The following is a 17,543-nucleotide window of genomic DNA, read 5'->3' on the forward strand; positions in this document are numbered from 1 at the left end:
ATTGAATACAGCGATTGCCTTTATATTAATTTTCGGTGCACTCGTATTTTTCCATGAGCTAGGGCATCTATATTTCGCAAAAAGAGCAGGTATTTTATGCCGCGAGTTTGCGATTGGTTTTGGTCCGAAAATATTCTCATTTGAAAAGAATGAAACGGTGTATACGATTCGATTACTGCCCCTTGGTGGCTATGTAAGAATGGCTGGCGAGGATGCGGACACAGTTGAGTTAAAGCCTGGGAAAAAGGTTGGCCTTGTATTAAATGAAAAAGACGAAGTTGTGAAATTAGTTTTTGATGGATATGAAAAGTATCCAAATGTTCGTGTTATTGAAGTCGAACAAGCTGATTTGGAGCATAATTTAACAATTTCGGGCTATGAAGAGTACGAGGAAGAGCTTCAAACATTCCGAGTGAATGAAAAGGCTCGTATTATTACTGCGGGGGAAGAAATTCAAATTGCCCCGTATAATAGACAATTTGGCTCGAAAAAACTAGGGCAACGCGCTTTAACAATCTTTGCGGGTCCTGCAATGAACTTCATTTTAGCATTTGTTATTTTTGTGATTCTTGGATTTGTACAAGGGGCCCCTATTGACAAACCAATGGTCGGAAAAGTGATGGATAACAGTGCAGCACAGCAAGCTGGATTGAAAGAGAATGATACAATTCAAGCTATTGATGGGAAAAACACAAGTACATGGAAAGATGTTGTTACTATTGTACGTGAAAACCCAAATAAAGAAATTACGTTACAAGTAAAGCGTGATAATGAACAGTTTAATGTGAAAGTAACGCCAACACTTGATAAAGAAGGAAAAGACGAAGTTGGTAGAATCGGTGTTTATTCTCCTGTAGAGAAAACAGTAATGGGTTCTATTAAATCAGGATTTGAACAAACGTACCAATGGACGAAACTAATTTTTGAATCTCTTGTTAAATTAGTAACTGGTCAATTTTCTATTAATGAGTTATCAGGTCCAGTAGGAATTTATAATCTAACAGATCAAGTTGTAGATTATGGGTTTACGCGTGTACTAAGTTTAGCTGCAGTTCTAAGCATTAATCTTGGTTTATTTAATTTATTACCAGTTCCTGCTTTAGATGGTGGCCGTTTATTCTTCTTCTTAATTGAAGCGTTACGAGGAAAACCAATTGATCGCCAAAAAGAAGGAATGGTTCACTTTATTGGTTTTGCATTATTAATGTTACTTATGTTAGTTGTAACTTGGAATGACATTCGTAAGTTTTTCTTGTAAAATAAAGTGAAACTTATAATGAAATAGAGCTCGTAGAATAAAATCCCTCACCTAACTCGAGGTGAGGGGTTTTACTGCGTGTAAGAGTAAAATGAAGAGGTGCAAATAAATGAAACAAAGTATGGTATTCAGTCCTACATTACGTGAAGTTCCAGCTGATGCTGAAATTAAGAGTCATCAGCTATTACTTCGTGCAGGTTTTATGCGTCAAAATGCTTCTGGTATTTATAGCTTTCTACCATTTGGATTAAAAGTATTACACAAAGTAGAACGTATCGTTCGAGAAGAAATGGAGCGCGCAGGAGCTGTAGAATTATTAATGCCAGCTATGCAAGCTGCGGAATTATGGCAAGAATCAGGTCGTTGGTATTCTTACGGATCTGAATTAATGCGTATGAAAGATCGTAATGCTCGTGAATTCGCATTAGGAGCGACACATGAGGAAGTAATTACGGATCTTGTGCGTGATGAAGTGAAATCATATAAAAAATTACCGTTAACATTATACCAAATTCAAACAAAATTCCGTGATGAGCAAAGACCTCGTTTCGGCTTATTACGTGGAAGAGAGTTTCTAATGAAAGATGCATACTCTTTCCATGCTACACAAGAGAGCTTAGATGAAGTATACGATCGCTTATATAAAGCATACTCTAACATTTTTGCTCGCTGTGGTTTGAATTTCCGTGCAGTTATTGCCGATTCTGGAGCAATGGGCGGAAAAGATACACATGAATTTATGGTATTATCTGATGTTGGTGAAGATACAATTGCATACTCTGACACATCTGATTATGCAGCAAACATCGAAATGGCTCCTGTTGTAGCTACGTATAAGAAGAGTGACGAAGCAGAAAAAGCACTTGAAAAAGTAGCAACACCAGACCAAAAAGCAATTGAAGAAGTATCTGCATTCTTAAACATTGCAGCTGACAAGTGCATTAAGTCTATGGTGTTTAAAGTAGATGAGAAATTAGTAGTTGTACTTGTTCGTGGTGATCACGAAGTAAACGATGTGAAAGTGAAAAATGTATACGGCGCTTCAGTTGTTGAGCTTGCTTCTCATGAAGAAGTAAAAGCATTATTAAATTGTGAAGTGGGTTCATTAGGACCGATTAATGTAACAGGTGATATCGAAATTATTGCTGATCATGCTGTAGCATCAATTGTTAACGGATGTTCAGGAGCGAATGAAGAAGGATTCCATTATGTAAATGTAAATCCAGAACGTGACTTTAAAGTAAGTCAATATACAGATTTACGCTTCATTCAAGAAGGAGACCACTCTCCAGATGGAAACGGAACAATTCTTTTCGCACGCGGAATTGAAGTTGGTCATGTATTCAAATTAGGAACTCGTTATAGTGAAGCAATGAACGCAACATTCCTAGATGAAAACGGAAAAACACAACCACTTATTATGGGTTGTTACGGTATCGGTGTATCTCGTACAGTAGCAGCAATTGCAGAGCAATTTAACGATGAGAACGGCTTAGTTTGGCCAAAAGCGGTAGCACCGTTCCATGTGCATGTAATTCCAGTAAATATGAAATCTGATGCACAACGTGAAATGGGTGAAAATATTTACAACTCATTACAAGAACAAGGCTATGAAGTGTTATTAGACGATCGTGCAGAACGTGCAGGTGTTAAATTTGCAGATGCAGATTTATTCGGTCTTCCAGTTCGTGTTACAGTTGGTAAAAAAGCAGACGAAGGTATTGTAGAAGTGAAAGTACGTGCTACAGGTGAGTCTGAAGAAGTAAAAGTAGAAGAACTTCAAACATATATTGCAAATATTTTAAAATAAGAAGAGGTACCTCGTAATGGGGTACCTTCTCTTTCTTTGTAAACGTATTTTGTAAAAGAAGAGGTGAGAAATCTTTCTTTGTGGTACGTTTCAATTTATAATAGCAAATGGAAGGAGAGTGCTTATGTCTTTAACAAATGAACAACAAGAGCGATTTCAAATTTTGCTCCAGCAGTTGCAAATACCAGACGACCTTATAAATCAATATTTACAAGGCGGTGGTATTGAAAGGCTCGTTATTGATAAAGCGAATAAAAGTTGGCATTTTGATTTACAAGTGCCACGTATTTTGCCTACAGAATTATATGAATTGCTAGAAACAAAGCTTAAGCAATCATTTTCTCATATTGCAAGAACAACATTTGCATTAGAAACAGAGAATAAACAATTTACAGAAGAAGAAGTGAGGGCGTATTGGCCGCTTTGTACGGAACGAATTACATTTTCACCTATGTTCGCATACTTAAAGAAGCAGCTTCCACAGGTGAATGGAGTTAAGTTGTTAATAAATGTAAATAACGAGCTGGAGTCTACGGCTTTAAAGAAAAACGTTGCGAAACCAGTAGGGGATCAATACGAAGTTTTTGGATTCCCGCGTTTTCAGTTAGACACACATATACAGCAAAATACAGAAGAAATGCAAAAGTTTCGTGAACAAACGCAGCAAGAAGACCGTGAGCGTGTTATACAAGCTATGGAAGAAATGGCGAAGAAGCAAGCTGAAGAAAGCAGCGTTGTGTATGAAGGACCGATTACACTCGGGTATCTTATTAAGCCAGATGAAGAGATTACACCGATGCGAGAAATTCAAGATGAAGAAAGAAGAAAAACGGTTCAAGGATATGTCTTCCATGTAGAAACAAAAGAGCTTCGTAGTGGGCGTACGTTATTAACTTTAAAAATAACGGATTATACGGATTCTATTATGATCAAAATGTTCTCACGTGACAAAGAAGATATTCCGATGCTGCAATCCTTGAAAAAAGGAATGTGGGTGAAAGCACGTGGTTCTGTTCAAAACGATACATTCGTTCGAGATTTAGTAATGATTGCAAATGATATTAATGAAATAACAGGACCGTCTCGTAAAGATAAAGCACCAGAAGGCGAAAAACGAGTAGAGCTGCATCTCCATACTCCGATGAGTCAAATGGACGCTGTCACTCCAGTTTCTAAGCTTGTTGCTCAAGCTGGTAAATGGGGACATGAGGCTATTGCGGTTACAGATCATGCCGTGGCTCAGTCTTTCCCAGAGGCGTATTCTGCAGGGAAGAAGGCTGGAGTTAAAGTTATATATGGTGTAGAAGCAAATCTAGTTAATGATGGTGTACCGATAGCGTATAATGAAGCGCATCGTTTACTTGCAGAGGAAACGTATGTTGTTTTCGACGTTGAGACGACAGGTTTATCAGCTGTATACGATACAGTCATTGAGTTGGCTGCCGTAAAAGTAAAGGGTGGCGAAATTATTGATCGCTTTGAATCTTTCGCAAATCCACATCAACCATTATCAGCGACGATTATTGAATTGACAGGTATTACGGATGATATGTTAACTGATGCACCTGAAGTGGACGAAGTGTTTAAAAAGTTTGAGGAATGGATGGGCGACCATACACTTGTTGCCCATAACGCGAGCTTTGATATGGGCTTTATTAACGTAGGTTTTAAAAAGGCTGGACTAGAAAAAACGAATAATCCAGTTATTGATACGTTAGAACTTGCACGATTCTTATTTCCAGAAATGAAAAATCATCGATTAAATACGATGTGTAAAAAACTTGATATTGAATTAACACAACATCACCGTGCGATTTATGATACAGAAGCGACGGGATATTTACTTGTGAAAATGTTGAAAGACGTAATTGAAAAGGGATTTGAATATCACGATCAATTAAATGATAGCATGGGACAAGGGGATGCGTATAAGCGTGGCCGTCCAAGTCATATGACGTTACTTGCCACATCGGATGTTGGATTGAAAAATTTATATAAACTTGTTTCATATTCTCACCTTAATTACTTTTACCGTGTACCACGTGTGCCGAGGTCACTATTAAAAAAATATCGTGAAGGACTTTTAGTAGGAACGGCTTGTGATAAAGGTGAAGTGTTCGAGGCGATGATGCAAAAGGCACCTGAAGAGGTAGAAGAAATTGCCCAGTTCTATGATTACATTGAAGTAATGCCTCCAGAGGTGTTGCGTCATTTAGTAGAACGTGAGCTTGTTCGAGACGAAGGTCAATTAAAAACAATTATTTCTAACTTAGTAAAACTAGGTGAGACGTTAGATAAACCAGTTGTTGCTACAGGAAACGTGCATTATTTAGACCCTGAGGATGCGATGTATCGTAAAATTTTAGTCAGTTCGCAGGGCGGAGCCAATCCGTTAAATCGACATTCATTACCGCCAGTACATTTCCGTACAACTGATGAGATGTTAGAATGTTTTTCATTCTTAGGTGAAGACAAAGCGAAAGAAGTTGTTGTAACAAATACACAAAAGATTGCGTCATTAATTGGTGATGTGCATCCAGTAAAAGACGATCTATACACACCGAAAATTGAAGGTGCTGATGATGAAACGCGTGATATGAGTTATAAAATGGCGCGTAGCATTTATGGTGAAGAGCTACCGGAAATTGTAGAAGCACGTTTAGAAAAAGAATTAAAAAGTATTATTGGGCATGGATTCGCCGTAATTTATTTAATTTCACATAAGCTTGTGAAAAAATCGTTAGTAGACGGATATCTAGTAGGTTCGCGTGGATCGGTAGGGTCATCATTTGTTGCAACGATGATGGAAATTACAGAAGTAAACCCATTACCACCACACTATGTATGTCCGAAGTGTAAGCAATCAGAATTCTTTAATGATGGTTCTGTAGGTTCTGGTTTTGACTTACCAGATAAAGAATGTCCTGCTTGTAATATTCCATATGTAAAAGATGGACATGACATTCCTTTCGAAACGTTCCTTGGATTTAAAGGAGATAAGGTGCCCGATATCGATTTGAACTTCTCCGGGGAATACCAACCACGTGCCCATAACTATACGAAAGTACTGTTCGGTGAAGACTATGTATATCGTGCAGGAACGATTGGTACAGTTGCGGAAAAAACTGCTTACGGATATGTAAAAGGTTATGCAAATGATCATAACTTAACGATTCGAAATGCAGAGATTGATCGCTTAGTAGCAGGGTGTACCGGTGTAAAACGTACAACAGGACAGCATCCAGGCGGTATTATCGTTGTGCCAGATTACATGGATATCTTTGATTTCTCACCAATACAGTACCCAGCTGATTCAATTGGTGCTGAATGGAGAACAACGCATTTTGATTTCCACTCGATTCATGATAATTTATTAAAACTTGATATACTAGGACACGATGATCCGACCGTTATTCGTATGTTACAAGATTTAAGTGGTATTGATCCGAAAACAATCCCAACGGATGATCCAGAAGTAATGAAAATTTTCTCTGGTCCAGAATCGTTAGGGGTAACGGAAGAGCAAATTAACTGTAAAACAGGTACACTTGGTATACCAGAGTTTGGTACAAAATTCGTAAGACAGATGTTAGAAGAGACGAAACCGACGACATTCTCAGAGTTAGTCCAAATTTCTGGACTATCACATGGTACTGACGTATGGCTTGGTAATGCAAACGAGTTAATTTATAACGGTACATGTACGCTGAGCGAAGTTATCGGTTGTCGTGATGACATCATGGTATATTTAATCTATCAAGGTCTAGATCCATCATTAGCCTTCAAAATCATGGAGTCGGTTCGTAAAGGTAAAGGTGTACCGGAAGAATGGGAAGAAGACATGAAAAATAATAATGTACCAGGTTGGTATATTGATTCATGTAAGAAGATTAAATACATGTTCCCTAAAGCCCATGCGGCTGCTTACGTACTTATGGCTGTACGTATCGCATACTTTAAAGTACATTTTGCACTGTTATTCTATGCCGCATATTTTACAGTTCGTGCAGATGATTTTGATGTAGAGGCAATGGCGAAAGGTTCAGCATCTATACGTGCAAGAATTGATGAAATTGCTCAAAAGGGACTAGATGCTGCGCCGAAAGAGAAAAGTTTATTAACAGTACTAGAAATGACACTTGAAATGTGTGAGCGTGGATACTCATTCCAAAAGGTGGATTTATACCGCTCACATGCAACAGAATTTATTATTGATGGAGACACATTAATTCCTCCATTTAATGCGGTACCTGGTCTTGGTACAAACGCAGCTTTAAGTATTGTGGAAGCACGTAAAAATGGAGACTTCTTATCAAAAGAGGACTTGCAGCAGCGTAGTAAGGTTTCGAAAACAATTATTGAGTATTTAGATAGTCAAGGTTGTTTAGGAGATTTACCGGATCAAAACCAGTTATCACTGTTCTAGTAGGTAGGAAAAGTCTTTGCAAATCAACATTTCCTATGATATACTATTAACCGAGATAACCATGTCATGTATATTGTGTAAAGAAAAGAGTGGGGAAACCCACTCTTTCGTGTTACTATCTATGTTTTCTCTACGTAGATAGGTAAAAGATTTCTGTCGTATATACATATTTTGTTACAAGTTTTACTTCTTAAATTTGGTAATACTAAGACAGATAATCCCTGCTGAACAGCAGGGGCTTTTGTTAGCTAACGAGAAAGAATAAGATAGACCGTTTTTAAAGTGGCGGGGTCTTCTTCTTTTAAATGGTACATGACGGCAGGAAGGAGGCTGTTTATGGATAAGAAAGTCACAGAAGTTGTAGAAGCATTTGCGCAGCCGATCGTTGAAGAGTTAAATCTTGAACTTGTAGATGTAGAGTATGTGAAAGAAGGACAAGACTGGTTCTTACGCGTATTCATCGATTCTGAAAAGGGAGTCGACATTGAAGAATGCGGTGCGGTAAGTGAACGTTTAAGCGAAGCTTTAGATAAAGAGGATCCAATTCCTCATCTTTACTTTTTGGATGTATCATCTCCTGGAGCGGAACGCCCATTAAAGAAAGAAAAAGACTTCCAGCAAGCGGTAGGAAAACAAGTGGCAATTAAAACATATGAGCCGATTGATGGTGAAAAGATGTTTGAAGGAAAACTACTTTCTTACGATGGTACAACAATAACATTATTATTAACAATTAAAACACGTAAAAAAGAAATCCAAATTTCGATGGATAAAGTCGCAAATGCGCGACTTGCTGTTACGTTTTAGTTAGAAGGGGGATCTTCATGAGCACTGAGTTATTAGATGCTTTGCTCGTATTAGAATCTGAAAAAGGCATTAGCAAAGACATTATTATTGATGCGATTGAAGCAGCTTTAATCTCTGCTTATAAGCGCAATTTTAATCAAGCACAAAACGTTCGTGTGAGCTTTAACCCAGAAGTGGGAACAATTCAAGTTTTAGCACGTAAAGACGTAGTAGACAATGTGTTTGATCCACGTCTTGAAATTTCTGTAGAGGAAGCAAGACAAATTAATCCAAACTACCAAGATGGTGACGTACTAGAAATTGAAGTAACACCAAAAGACTTTGGTCGTATTGCAGCACAAACTGCAAAACAAGTTGTCACACAACGAGTGCGTGAAGCAGAGCGCGGTGTTATTTACTCTGAGTTTAGTGACCGTGAAGAAGATATTATGGTAGGTATTGTACAACGTCAAGATGCTCGTTTCATCTATGTAAGCTTAGGAAAAGTAGAAGCTTTATTACCTGTAAGTGAGCAAATGCCTAATGAGCAATACAAACCACATGATCGTATTCGCGTATTCATTACGAAAGTAGAAAAAACGACAAAAGGACCACAAATTTACGTATCACGTACACATCCTGGTCTTTTAAAACGTTTATTCGAAATGGAAGTTCCTGAAATCTATGATGGAACTGTAGAAATTCGTTCTGTAGCACGTGAAGCTGGCGATCGCTCTAAGATCTCTGTATATGCAGAGAACACTGATGTTGATCCAGTTGGTTCTTGTGTAGGACCAAAAGGGCAACGTGTACAACGCATTGTAGACGAATTAAAAGGTGAAAAAATTGACATCGTCCGCTGGTCAAATGATCCAGTTGAATATGTTGCAAATGCATTAAGCCCATCACAAGTTGTTAAAGTACTTGTAGATGAAGAAGAAAAAGCGACAACAGTAGTTGTTCCAGACCACCAGTTATCATTAGCTATCGGTAAGCGTGGACAAAATGCACGTCTTGCAGCTAAATTAACAGGCTGGAAAATTGATATTAAGAGTGAGTCTGATGCGAAACAACTTGGTATTGTAACAGAAGAAGATAGCGTAATCGCATTTGGATTCGATTCAGTGGAAGACGAAATCGAATAGAGGTGATGAGTATGAGCAATCGAAAAGTTCCGTTACGAAAATGTGTTGCAACGCAAGAAATGAAATCAAAACGAGAGCTCGTTCGCATTGTTCGTTCCAAAGAGGGAGAAGTGTCCATTGATTTAACTGGGAAAAAATCAGGACGAGGTGCTTACTTGTCGAAGGACAAGGAGAGCATTCTTCAAGCTCAAAAGAAAAATGTTTTGGAACATCATCTAAAAGCGAAAATCGACGGTTCTTTATATGAAGAGCTTCTTGAGCTTGTTGAGAAGGAGTCGAAATAAGTGTCCGATTGGAAATCGTTTTTAGGACTAGCAAACCGGGCTCGGAAAATTATTTCGGGTGAAGAACTCGTTTTAAAAGAAGTACGAAGTGGCAAAGCAAAACTTGTATTGCTATCTGAAGATGCGTCAGTAAATACTACAAAACGCATCACAGATAAAACTACGTACTACAACGTACCAATGAGAAAGGTCGAAAATCGACAACAATTAGGGCATGCGATTGGGAGAGATGAGCGAGTCGTTGTAGCTGTGTTAGATGTAGGCTTTGCGAAAAAGCTGCGTAGCATGCTCGATACAAATTACCGGGGGTGAAGGTATGAGTAAAATTCGAGTGCATGAATATGCAAAAAAACATAATATCTCAAGTAAAGATCTTATGACAAAACTAAAAGAAATGAATATCGAGGTTTCGAATCATATGACAATGTTAGACGATGAAGTAGTAAATAAATTAGATAATGAATATCAAACTGAAAAACCTTCTGTTGCAGATGAGTTTGAAGTAGAAGAAAAAGTTGTTCGCAGTAAAAAGAACAGCAATAAGAAAAAGAAAAAAGGCAAAGGAAACGAAGACAAACGTCAAGAGAACTTTGCTGGTAGACAACAAACTCAAATTGTAGAAACACCAGATAAAATTACTTTCTCTGGAAGCCTTACAGTAGGAGATCTTGCTAAAAAATTAAGCAAAGAGCCATCTGAAATTATTAAGAAGCTCTTCATGCTTGGAATTATGGCAACAATTAACCAAGACTTGGATAAAGATACAATTGAGTTAATTGCTAACGACTACGGTATTGAAGTAGAAGAAGAAGTAATTGTAAGCGAGACTGAGTTTGAAACATTCATTGATGAGCAAGATGATGAAGAGAACTTAAAAGAACGTCCAGCTGTAGTTACAATCATGGGACACGTTGACCATGGTAAAACAACATTACTGGATTCTATTCGTAACTCAAAAGTAACTGCAGGCGAAGCGGGTGGAATTACTCAGCATATCGGTGCATATCAAGTTGAAGTAAACGATAAGAAGATTACATTCTTAGATACACCTGGTCACGCAGCATTTACAACGATGCGTGCTCGTGGGGCACAAGTAACGGATATTACAATCCTTGTTGTTGCAGCGGATGACGGTGTTATGCCACAAACGGTTGAAGCAATTAACCATGCGAAGGCAGCAGGAGTACCAATTATTGTTGCTGTGAATAAAATGGATAAACCAGCTGCAAACCCTGATCGCGTAATGCAAGAACTAACTGAATATGAATTAGTTCCAGAAGCTTGGGGCGGAGATACTATTTTCGTACCAATTTCTGCAATTCAAGGCGAAGGCATTGACAACTTACTAGAAATGATCCTTCTTGTAAGTGAAGTAGAAGAATATAAAGCAAATCCAAACCGCTATGCAACTGGTACAGTAATCGAAGCACAGCTTGATAAAGGTAAAGGAACTATCGCGACATTACTTGTTCAAAATGGTACGCTTCGAGTTGGAGATCCAATCGTTGTTGGAACTTCATTCGGACGTGTTCGTGCAATGGTAAGTGATATTGGTCGTCGTGTAAAAGTTGCTGGTCCATCAACTCCTGTTGAAATTACTGGTTTAAACGAAGTACCACAGGCTGGAGATCGTTTCATGGCATTTGCTGATGAGAAGAAAGCTCGTCAAATTGGTGAATCACGTGCACAAGAAGCGTTAGTTGCACAACGTGGTGAGAAATCTAAATTAAGCCTTGAAGATTTATTCCAACAAATCCAAGAGGGCGATGTAAAAGAAATTAACTTAATCGTAAAAGCAGACGTACAAGGTTCTGTTGAAGCAATGGCAGCATCACTTCGTAAAATTGATGTTGAAGGCGTAAAAGTTAAAATCATTCACACTGGTGTAGGTGCGATTACAGAATCTGATATCATTTTAGCTTCTGCATCTAATGCAATTGTAATTGGATTTAACGTACGTCCAGATGTGAACGCGAAGCGTACAGCTGAATTAGAGAACGTTGATATTCGTTTACACCGTATTATTTATAAAGTAATCGAAGAGATTGAAGCAGCTATGCAAGGTATGCTTGATCCAGAATTCGAAGAAAAAGTAATCGGTCAAGCAGAAGTTCGTCAAACGTTTAAAGTAACAAAAGTTGGAACAATCGCAGGTTGTTACGTAACAGACGGTAAAATTACGCGTGATAGTGGCGTACGTATTATCCGTGACGGCGTAGTAATTTTCGAAGGACAACTTGATACGTTAAAACGTTTCAAAGACGATGTAAAAGAAGTTGCACAAAACTATGAGTGTGGTATTACAATTGAGAGATATAATGATCTTAAAGAAGGGGACATCATTGAAGCGTACATTATGGAAGAAGTGAAGCGATGATTATCGCTTCACTCTCATTCGAGTGTATGATTTACGATGTGCATTCTTTAAAAGAGAAACGTGCAATTTTACAACGTGTGTTAACTCGTGTAAAACAGCGCTATAATGTAGCTGTTTCTGAAGTTGGGCACCAAGATGTATGGCAACGTACAGAAATTGCAGTTGTTTCCGTATCCTCAAATCGTGTTATCTGTGAGAAAGAAATGAATCGTGTACTTGAGTACATCGATTCATTTCCTGAAATTGAACGTACAATAACACATTTGGAATGGTATTGAATGAGGTGAAGAGTTATGAAATTACGTGCGAACCGTGTGGGCGAGCAAATGAAAAAAGAATTAGGCGACATTATCAGTCGTAAAATTAAAGACCCACGTATTGGATTTGTTACAGTAACTGATGTACAAGTGAGTGGTGATTTACAAATTGCTAAAGTATATATTTCTGTTTTAGGTGATGAAGAACAGAAAGAAAATACTTTAAAAGGTTTAGCGAAGGCAAAAGGCTTTATTCGTTCAGAAATTGGCCAACGTATTCGTCTTCGTAAAACACCAGAAATTACCTTTGAGTTTGATGAGTCTATCGGATATGGTCATCGAATTGATACACTTTTACATGAAATTAATAAAGACGGTAAACGTGAAGAATAATGGATAGACATTTGTCTATCCATTTTTTCAATGCAAAATAAGTTTTGGATATTTACTACGAGAGAATTATGATGAGGTGAACATATATGGAAGGTGTAGTATTATTACATAAGCCAAAAGGCATGACATCACATGATTGTGTATTTAAATTAAGAAAGATATTGCGAGAAAAGAGAATTGGTCATACGGGAACATTAGACCCTGATGTAACAGGAGTATTACCAATTTGCGTTGGAAGAGCAACGAAAATTGCACAATTTTTAACAAGTGAAACGAAAACATATGAAGGTGAAGTAACATTAGGGTTTTCAACGACAACTGAAGATGCTTCTGGTGAGGTTGTTGAAACGAAAAATGTAGATCGTACTATTACTCGTAAGGAAGTAGAGAAAGTCCTTGCGGAATTAACAGGCACGATTGAACAAATGCCACCAATGTTCTCGGCTGTAAAAGTAAACGGGAAAAAATTATACGAATATGCAAGAGCAGGGCAAGAGGTGGAACGTCCAGTTCGTACAATTACAATTCATGAATTCATATTACTTGATGATCGTGAAGTTTTTGAAGGAGAAAATATTTCATTCCGTTTCCGTGTAACGTGTAGTAAAGGAACATATGTAAGAACGTTAGCTGTAATGATCGGGGAAAAACTTGGTTTCCCATCACATATGTCGCACCTTATAAGAACGGCATCTGGTGAATTTTTATTAGAAGATTGCATATCATTTGAAGAAATTGAAGAAAACGTGCAAAATGGAACAGTAGAGTCTATCTTCATTTCAATTGATGAAGCATTAAGTAAGTTTCCAAAAATGGTTGTAGATGAAAAGCAAGCAGAGAAAATAAAGAATGGTATGTTCTTAAAAAATGAATTAGAAATAACAGCACCATTTATTACAGTGTTTGATAAAAATGATCGTTGCTTAGCAATTTATGAACATCATCCGAAACATCCTGGTATGTTAAAGCCGATGAAAGTACTTGTGAATAATCAAGAACTAAAGCTATAATGAATTATTGGAAGGATTATTACAGAAAAAGGTGAATTCAAGCGTGAAACTTATTCATTTAACTCATCCACATGAACAAAATAAATTAGAATTACCACCTACTGTAATGGCATTAGGATTTTTTGATGGCATTCATTTAGGACATCAATGTGTAATTCGAACTGCGAAAAAAATAGCGGACGACCGAGGATATAAAAGTGCAGTTATGACATTTCATCCTCATCCATCTGTTGTTTTAGGAAAAAAGGATGCGCATGTGGAGTATATTACACCGATGCGCGATAAAGAAAAAATAGTCGAAAGCTTAGGAATCGATATATTATATGTAATTAAATTTGATGAATCATTTGCAGGGTTATTACCGCAACAATTTGTAGATGATTATATTATTGGTTTAAATGTAAAGCATGTAGTAGCAGGGTTTGATTATTCATATGGACGTTTAGGAAAAGGAAAGATGGAGACTTTACCATTTCATGCAAGAGGGGAGTTTACACAGACTGTGATTGAAAAAGTTGAATTTCAAGAAGAGAAAGTAAGTTCTACAGCATTACGAAAGTTAATTCGAAATGGCGAAATGGAGCAAATTCCATCTATTTTAGGTAGAGCCTATACTGTAGCGGGAACAGTTATACACGGCGACAAACGTGGACGTCAAATTGGTTTTCCAACAGCTAATGTAGGTTTAAGTGATGAGTATTTATTGCCACCTGTAGGTGTTTATGCAGTGAGATTAAAAGTTCACGGTGAATGGTACGATGGTGTATGTAATATTGGATATAAACCGACTTTTAAAGAAGATGAGCGTCAATTATCAATTGAAGTGCATTTATTTGAATTTAACAAAGATATATACGATCAAAATGTTACAGTAGAGTGGCATATGCGTATAAGAGCAGAAAAGAAATTCAACGGTATTGATGAGTTAGTTGAACAAATCGCAAAAGATAAGAAAACAGCCCAAGAATATTTTGTGAGCGAAAAGAATATACTTGCTTTTTCAAATGAAAAGTAGTATTCTATGTTATGTACTTTATGACAACCATTGCTTGGCATTGCGACTCACCGACGCTTGCTAGGTAATTGGGGGTTTAATTAATAGGAGGTGAAATAGGATGGCTTTAACACAAGAGCGTAAAAATGAAATCATTGCACAATTTAGAACTCATGAGACTGATACTGGTTCTCCAGAGGTTCAAATTGCTGTCCTAACGGAGCAAATTAACACTCTAAACGAGCACTTACGTACTCACAAGAAAGATCATCATTCACGTCGTGGTCTATTAAAGATGGTTGGTAAACGTCGTAACTTACTAACTTACCTTCGTAATAGCGATATCACACGTTACCGTGAATTAATCACAAAGCTTGGCTTACGTCGATAGTCAAAGAAGCGGGAATATTCCCGCTTTTTTGTTAGGTAAAAATATATCTTCTACGCTTTATAGCTTACTTAATTTTAGGCAATACTAGAGGTAGAATATTGTGATATACTATCCATTTACATAGAAGAATTGAATACTTTAAATTGAGAGGGGTACTTAAATGAGTCAAGAAAAGCAAGTCTTCTCGATAGATTTAGCTGGTCGCCAGCTAACAGTTGAAACTGGTCAGCTTGCAAAACAAGCGAACGGAGCAGTATTAGTAAGATATGGCGATACAGCGGTTCTATCTACAGCAACTGCATCAAAAGAAGCAAAAAATGTAGATTTCTTCCCACTTACAGTAAACTATGAAGAGCGTTTATATGCAGTCGGAAAAATTCCTGGCGGTTTCATTAAACGTGAAGGTCGTCCAAGTGAAAAAGCAATTTTGGCAAGTCGTTTAATCGACCGTCCAATCCGTCCACTTTTCGCAGATGGTTTCCGTAACGAAGTACAAGTTGTCAGCATCGTAATGAGTGTTGATCAAGATTGTTCTTCTGAAATGGCAGCTATGCTTGGTTCTTCATTAGCGTTATCGATTTCAGATATTCCATTTGAAGGTCCAATCGCGGGTGCAACAGTTGGTCGTATTAACGGCGAATTCGTTATCAACCCAACAGTAGAACAGCAAGAACAAAGTGATATTCACCTTGTTGTAGCTGGTACGAAAGATGCAATTAACATGGTTGAAGCAGGAGCAGATCAAGTGCCTGAGGAAACAATGTTAGAAGCAATTATGTTTGGTCATGACGAAATTAAACGTCTAATTGCATTCCAAGAAGAGATTGTACAAGCTGTAGGTAAAGAGAAATCAGAAGTGAAACTTTATGAAGTTGACGCTGATCTTAACCAAGCTGTACGTGAAATGGCTGAAGAAGATATGCATTCAGCAATTCAAGTACATGAGAAGCATGCACGTGAAGATGCAATTAACGAAGTGAAAAAGCGTGTTATTGAGCATTACGAAGCGCAGGAAGCTGACGCTGATACATTAGGACAAGTAAATGAGATTTTATATAAAATTGTAAAAGAAGAAGTACGTCGTCTTATTACAGTTGAAAAAATCCGCCCAGATGGCCGTAAAGGTGACGAAATCCGTCCATTAGCATCAGAGGTTGGCATTTTATCTCGTACACACGGTTCTGGTTTGTTCACTCGTGGACAAACACAAGCATTAAGTATTTGTACATTAGGTGCATTAGGCGATGTGCAAATTTTAGATGGTCTTGGTGTAGAAGAATCAAAACGCTTTATGCACCATTACAATTTCCCATCATTTAGTGTTGGTGAAACTAGACCAATGCGTGGACCAGGTCGTCGTGAAATCGGTCACGGTGCACTAGGAGAACGCGCACTTGAGCCTGTAATTCCATCTGAAAAAGATTTCCCATACACAGTACGTCTTGTATCTGAAGTTTTAGAATCAAATGGTTCTACTTCACAAGCAAGTATTTGTGGTAGTACTTTAGCAATGATGGATGCTGGTGTTCCACTTAAAGCTCCAGTTGCAGGTATTGCAATGGGTCTAGTTAAAACTGGTGAGCATTACACAATTTTATCTGATATTCAAGGTATGGAAGATCATTTAGGTGATATGGACTTTAAAGTAGCAGGTACAGCACAAGGTGTAACTGCACTACAAATGGACATTAAAATCGATGGTCTATCTCGTGAGATTTTAGAAGAGGCATTACAACAAGCGAAAGTTGGTCGTGTGCACATTCTAAATCATATGTTATCTGTTATTCCAGAGCCACGCACTGAATTATCAGCGTACGCTCCAAAGATTATTACAATGACAATTAATCCAGATAAAATCCGTGACGTTATCGGACCGAGCGGTAAACAAATCAATAAAATTATTGAAGAAACTGGCGTTAAAATTGACATCGAGCAAGATGGCACAGTATTCATTTCTTCAATAAACCAAGAAATGAACGACAAAGCTAAGAAAATTATCGAAGATATCGTTCGCGAAGTACAAGTAGGTGAAATCTACGAAGGAAAAGTGAAACGTGTTGAGAAATTCGGTGCTTTCGTTGAATTATTCAGCGGTAAAGATGGATTAGTTCACATTTCTGAACTTGCACTTGAGCGTGTAGGTAAAGTAGAAGACGTTGTAAAAATCGGTGACGTAATTACGGTTAAAGTTATCGAGATTGACAAGCAAGGTCGTGTTAATCTATCTAGAAAAGTATTGCTAAAAGAAGAGCAAGAAAAAGAAGCTGCTAAAGAAGAAAGCAAACAAGAGCAGCAATAAGCGAAAGCCAGTTTAACTGGCTTTTTTTGTTATGTAAAAATATGATTTATATATATTTTTATGTCAGTATAGGTATAGTTTTCATTATAACGCTCAAATTAACAAAGATAAGA

At 37.6% G+C, this 17,543-nt stretch carries 14 protein-coding genes; all 14 read left to right on the forward strand.

All coding sequences use genetic code 11. The features are described from left to right. Position 1: 1 nt before the first annotated feature. The 14 genes from rseP (at position 2) to pnp (ending at position 17,430) form a co-directional block, all read left to right on the forward strand. Entirely contained in the window at positions 2-1,258 is a 1,257-nt protein-coding gene (gene rseP, locus ACQGS6_RS03130; RefSeq protein ID WP_426964878.1) for an RIP metalloprotease RseP, read from the forward strand. A gap of 109 nt (positions 1,259-1,367) precedes the next feature. Then, positions 1,368-3,068, forward strand: a complete 1,701-nt coding sequence (locus ACQGS6_RS03135; protein WP_426964876.1) for a proline--tRNA ligase — start codon at positions 1,368-1,370, stop codon at positions 3,066-3,068. A 124-nt stretch (positions 3,069-3,192) separates the two neighbouring features. Further along, positions 3,193-7,494, forward strand: coding sequence for a PolC-type DNA polymerase III (locus tag ACQGS6_RS03140; RefSeq protein WP_000060006.1), 4,302 nt, complete (start codon positions 3,193-3,195; stop codon positions 7,492-7,494). 336 nt (positions 7,495-7,830) lie between these two features. Continuing rightward, the gene (gene rimP / locus ACQGS6_RS03145; RefSeq protein WP_000359096.1) at positions 7,831-8,301 is read left to right on the forward strand and encodes a ribosome maturation factor RimP; all 471 of its coding nucleotides are present in this window, start codon (positions 7,831-7,833) and stop codon (positions 8,299-8,301) included. 17 nt (positions 8,302-8,318) lie between these two features. After that, a complete protein-coding gene (gene nusA, locus ACQGS6_RS03150; protein WP_000102604.1) occupies positions 8,319-9,425 on the forward strand; it encodes a transcription termination factor NusA in 1,107 nt (368 codons plus the stop codon). An 11-nt stretch (positions 9,426-9,436) separates the two neighbouring features. Further along, complete coding sequence (gene rnpM / locus ACQGS6_RS03155) at positions 9,437-9,709, forward strand: RNase P modulator RnpM (protein ID WP_000071127.1); 273 nt, start codon at positions 9,437-9,439, stop codon at positions 9,707-9,709. Beyond that, positions 9,710-10,021 (forward strand): YlxQ family RNA-binding protein, encoded by a 312-nt coding sequence (locus tag ACQGS6_RS03160; protein ID WP_001286524.1) that lies wholly within the window; start codon positions 9,710-9,712, stop codon positions 10,019-10,021. Between the two features lie 4 nt (positions 10,022-10,025). Further along, complete coding sequence (gene infB, locus ACQGS6_RS03165; RefSeq protein WP_000036343.1) at positions 10,026-12,086, forward strand: translation initiation factor IF-2; 2,061 nt, start codon at positions 10,026-10,028, stop codon at positions 12,084-12,086. Next, positions 12,083-12,364: a DUF503 domain-containing protein gene (locus tag ACQGS6_RS03170; RefSeq protein WP_000582367.1), complete on the forward strand. Its 282-nt coding sequence runs from the start codon at positions 12,083-12,085 to the stop codon at positions 12,362-12,364. The genes infB and ACQGS6_RS03170 overlap by 4 nt, the downstream gene beginning before the upstream one ends. 15 nt (positions 12,365-12,379) lie before the next feature. Further along, on the forward strand, positions 12,380-12,736 hold the full coding sequence (rbfA, locus tag ACQGS6_RS03175) for a 30S ribosome-binding factor RbfA (RefSeq protein ID WP_000776437.1): 357 nt from the start codon (positions 12,380-12,382) through the stop codon (positions 12,734-12,736). Between the two features lie 86 nt (positions 12,737-12,822). After that, entirely contained in the window at positions 12,823-13,746 is a 924-nt protein-coding gene (gene truB / locus ACQGS6_RS03180; RefSeq protein ID WP_000399348.1) for a tRNA pseudouridine(55) synthase TruB, read from the forward strand. A 43-nt stretch (positions 13,747-13,789) separates the two neighbouring features. Beyond that, entirely contained in the window at positions 13,790-14,761 is a 972-nt protein-coding gene (gene ribF, locus ACQGS6_RS03185) for a bifunctional riboflavin kinase/FAD synthetase (RefSeq protein WP_000766704.1), read from the forward strand. A 100-nt stretch (positions 14,762-14,861) separates the two neighbouring features. Then, complete coding sequence (rpsO, locus tag ACQGS6_RS03190) at positions 14,862-15,131, forward strand: 30S ribosomal protein S15 (protein WP_001229392.1); 270 nt, start codon at positions 14,862-14,864, stop codon at positions 15,129-15,131. Positions 15,132-15,291: 160 nt separating this feature from the next. Next, positions 15,292-17,430, forward strand: a complete 2,139-nt coding sequence (gene pnp, locus ACQGS6_RS03195) for a polyribonucleotide nucleotidyltransferase (RefSeq protein ID WP_426964877.1) — start codon at positions 15,292-15,294, stop codon at positions 17,428-17,430. Positions 17,431-17,543 lie beyond the last annotated feature (113 nt).

Origin of the sequence: Bacillus sp. GMs2/2, assembly GCF_050172095.1 — a bacterium.
Lineage (GTDB): Bacteria > Bacillota > Bacilli > Bacillales > Bacillaceae_G > Bacillus_A > Bacillus_A cereus.

Bases quoted from the DNA above. Each gene is read 5' to 3' on its own strand.
- ACQGS6_RS03135 (WP_426964876.1), top strand. From the start codon at position 1,368: ATGAAACAAAGTATGGTATTCAGTCCTACATTACGTGAAGTTCCAGCT.
- ACQGS6_RS03140 (WP_000060006.1), top strand. From the start codon at position 3,193: ATGTCTTTAACAAATGAACAACAAGAGCGATTTCAAATTTTGCTCCAG.
- rimP (WP_000359096.1), top strand. From the start codon at position 7,831: ATGGATAAGAAAGTCACAGAAGTTGTAGAAGCATTTGCGCAGCCGATC.
- nusA (WP_000102604.1), top strand. From the start codon at position 8,319: ATGAGCACTGAGTTATTAGATGCTTTGCTCGTATTAGAATCTGAAAAA.
- rnpM (WP_000071127.1), top strand. From the start codon at position 9,437: ATGAGCAATCGAAAAGTTCCGTTACGAAAATGTGTTGCAACGCAAGAA.
- infB (WP_000036343.1), top strand. From the start codon at position 10,026: ATGAGTAAAATTCGAGTGCATGAATATGCAAAAAAACATAATATCTCA.
- ACQGS6_RS03170 (WP_000582367.1), top strand. From the start codon at position 12,083: ATGATTATCGCTTCACTCTCATTCGAGTGTATGATTTACGATGTGCAT.
- rbfA (WP_000776437.1), top strand. From the start codon at position 12,380: ATGAAATTACGTGCGAACCGTGTGGGCGAGCAAATGAAAAAAGAATTA.
- truB (WP_000399348.1), top strand. From the start codon at position 12,823: ATGGAAGGTGTAGTATTATTACATAAGCCAAAAGGCATGACATCACAT.
- rpsO (WP_001229392.1), top strand. From the start codon at position 14,862: ATGGCTTTAACACAAGAGCGTAAAAATGAAATCATTGCACAATTTAGA.
- pnp (WP_426964877.1), top strand. From the start codon at position 15,292: ATGAGTCAAGAAAAGCAAGTCTTCTCGATAGATTTAGCTGGTCGCCAG.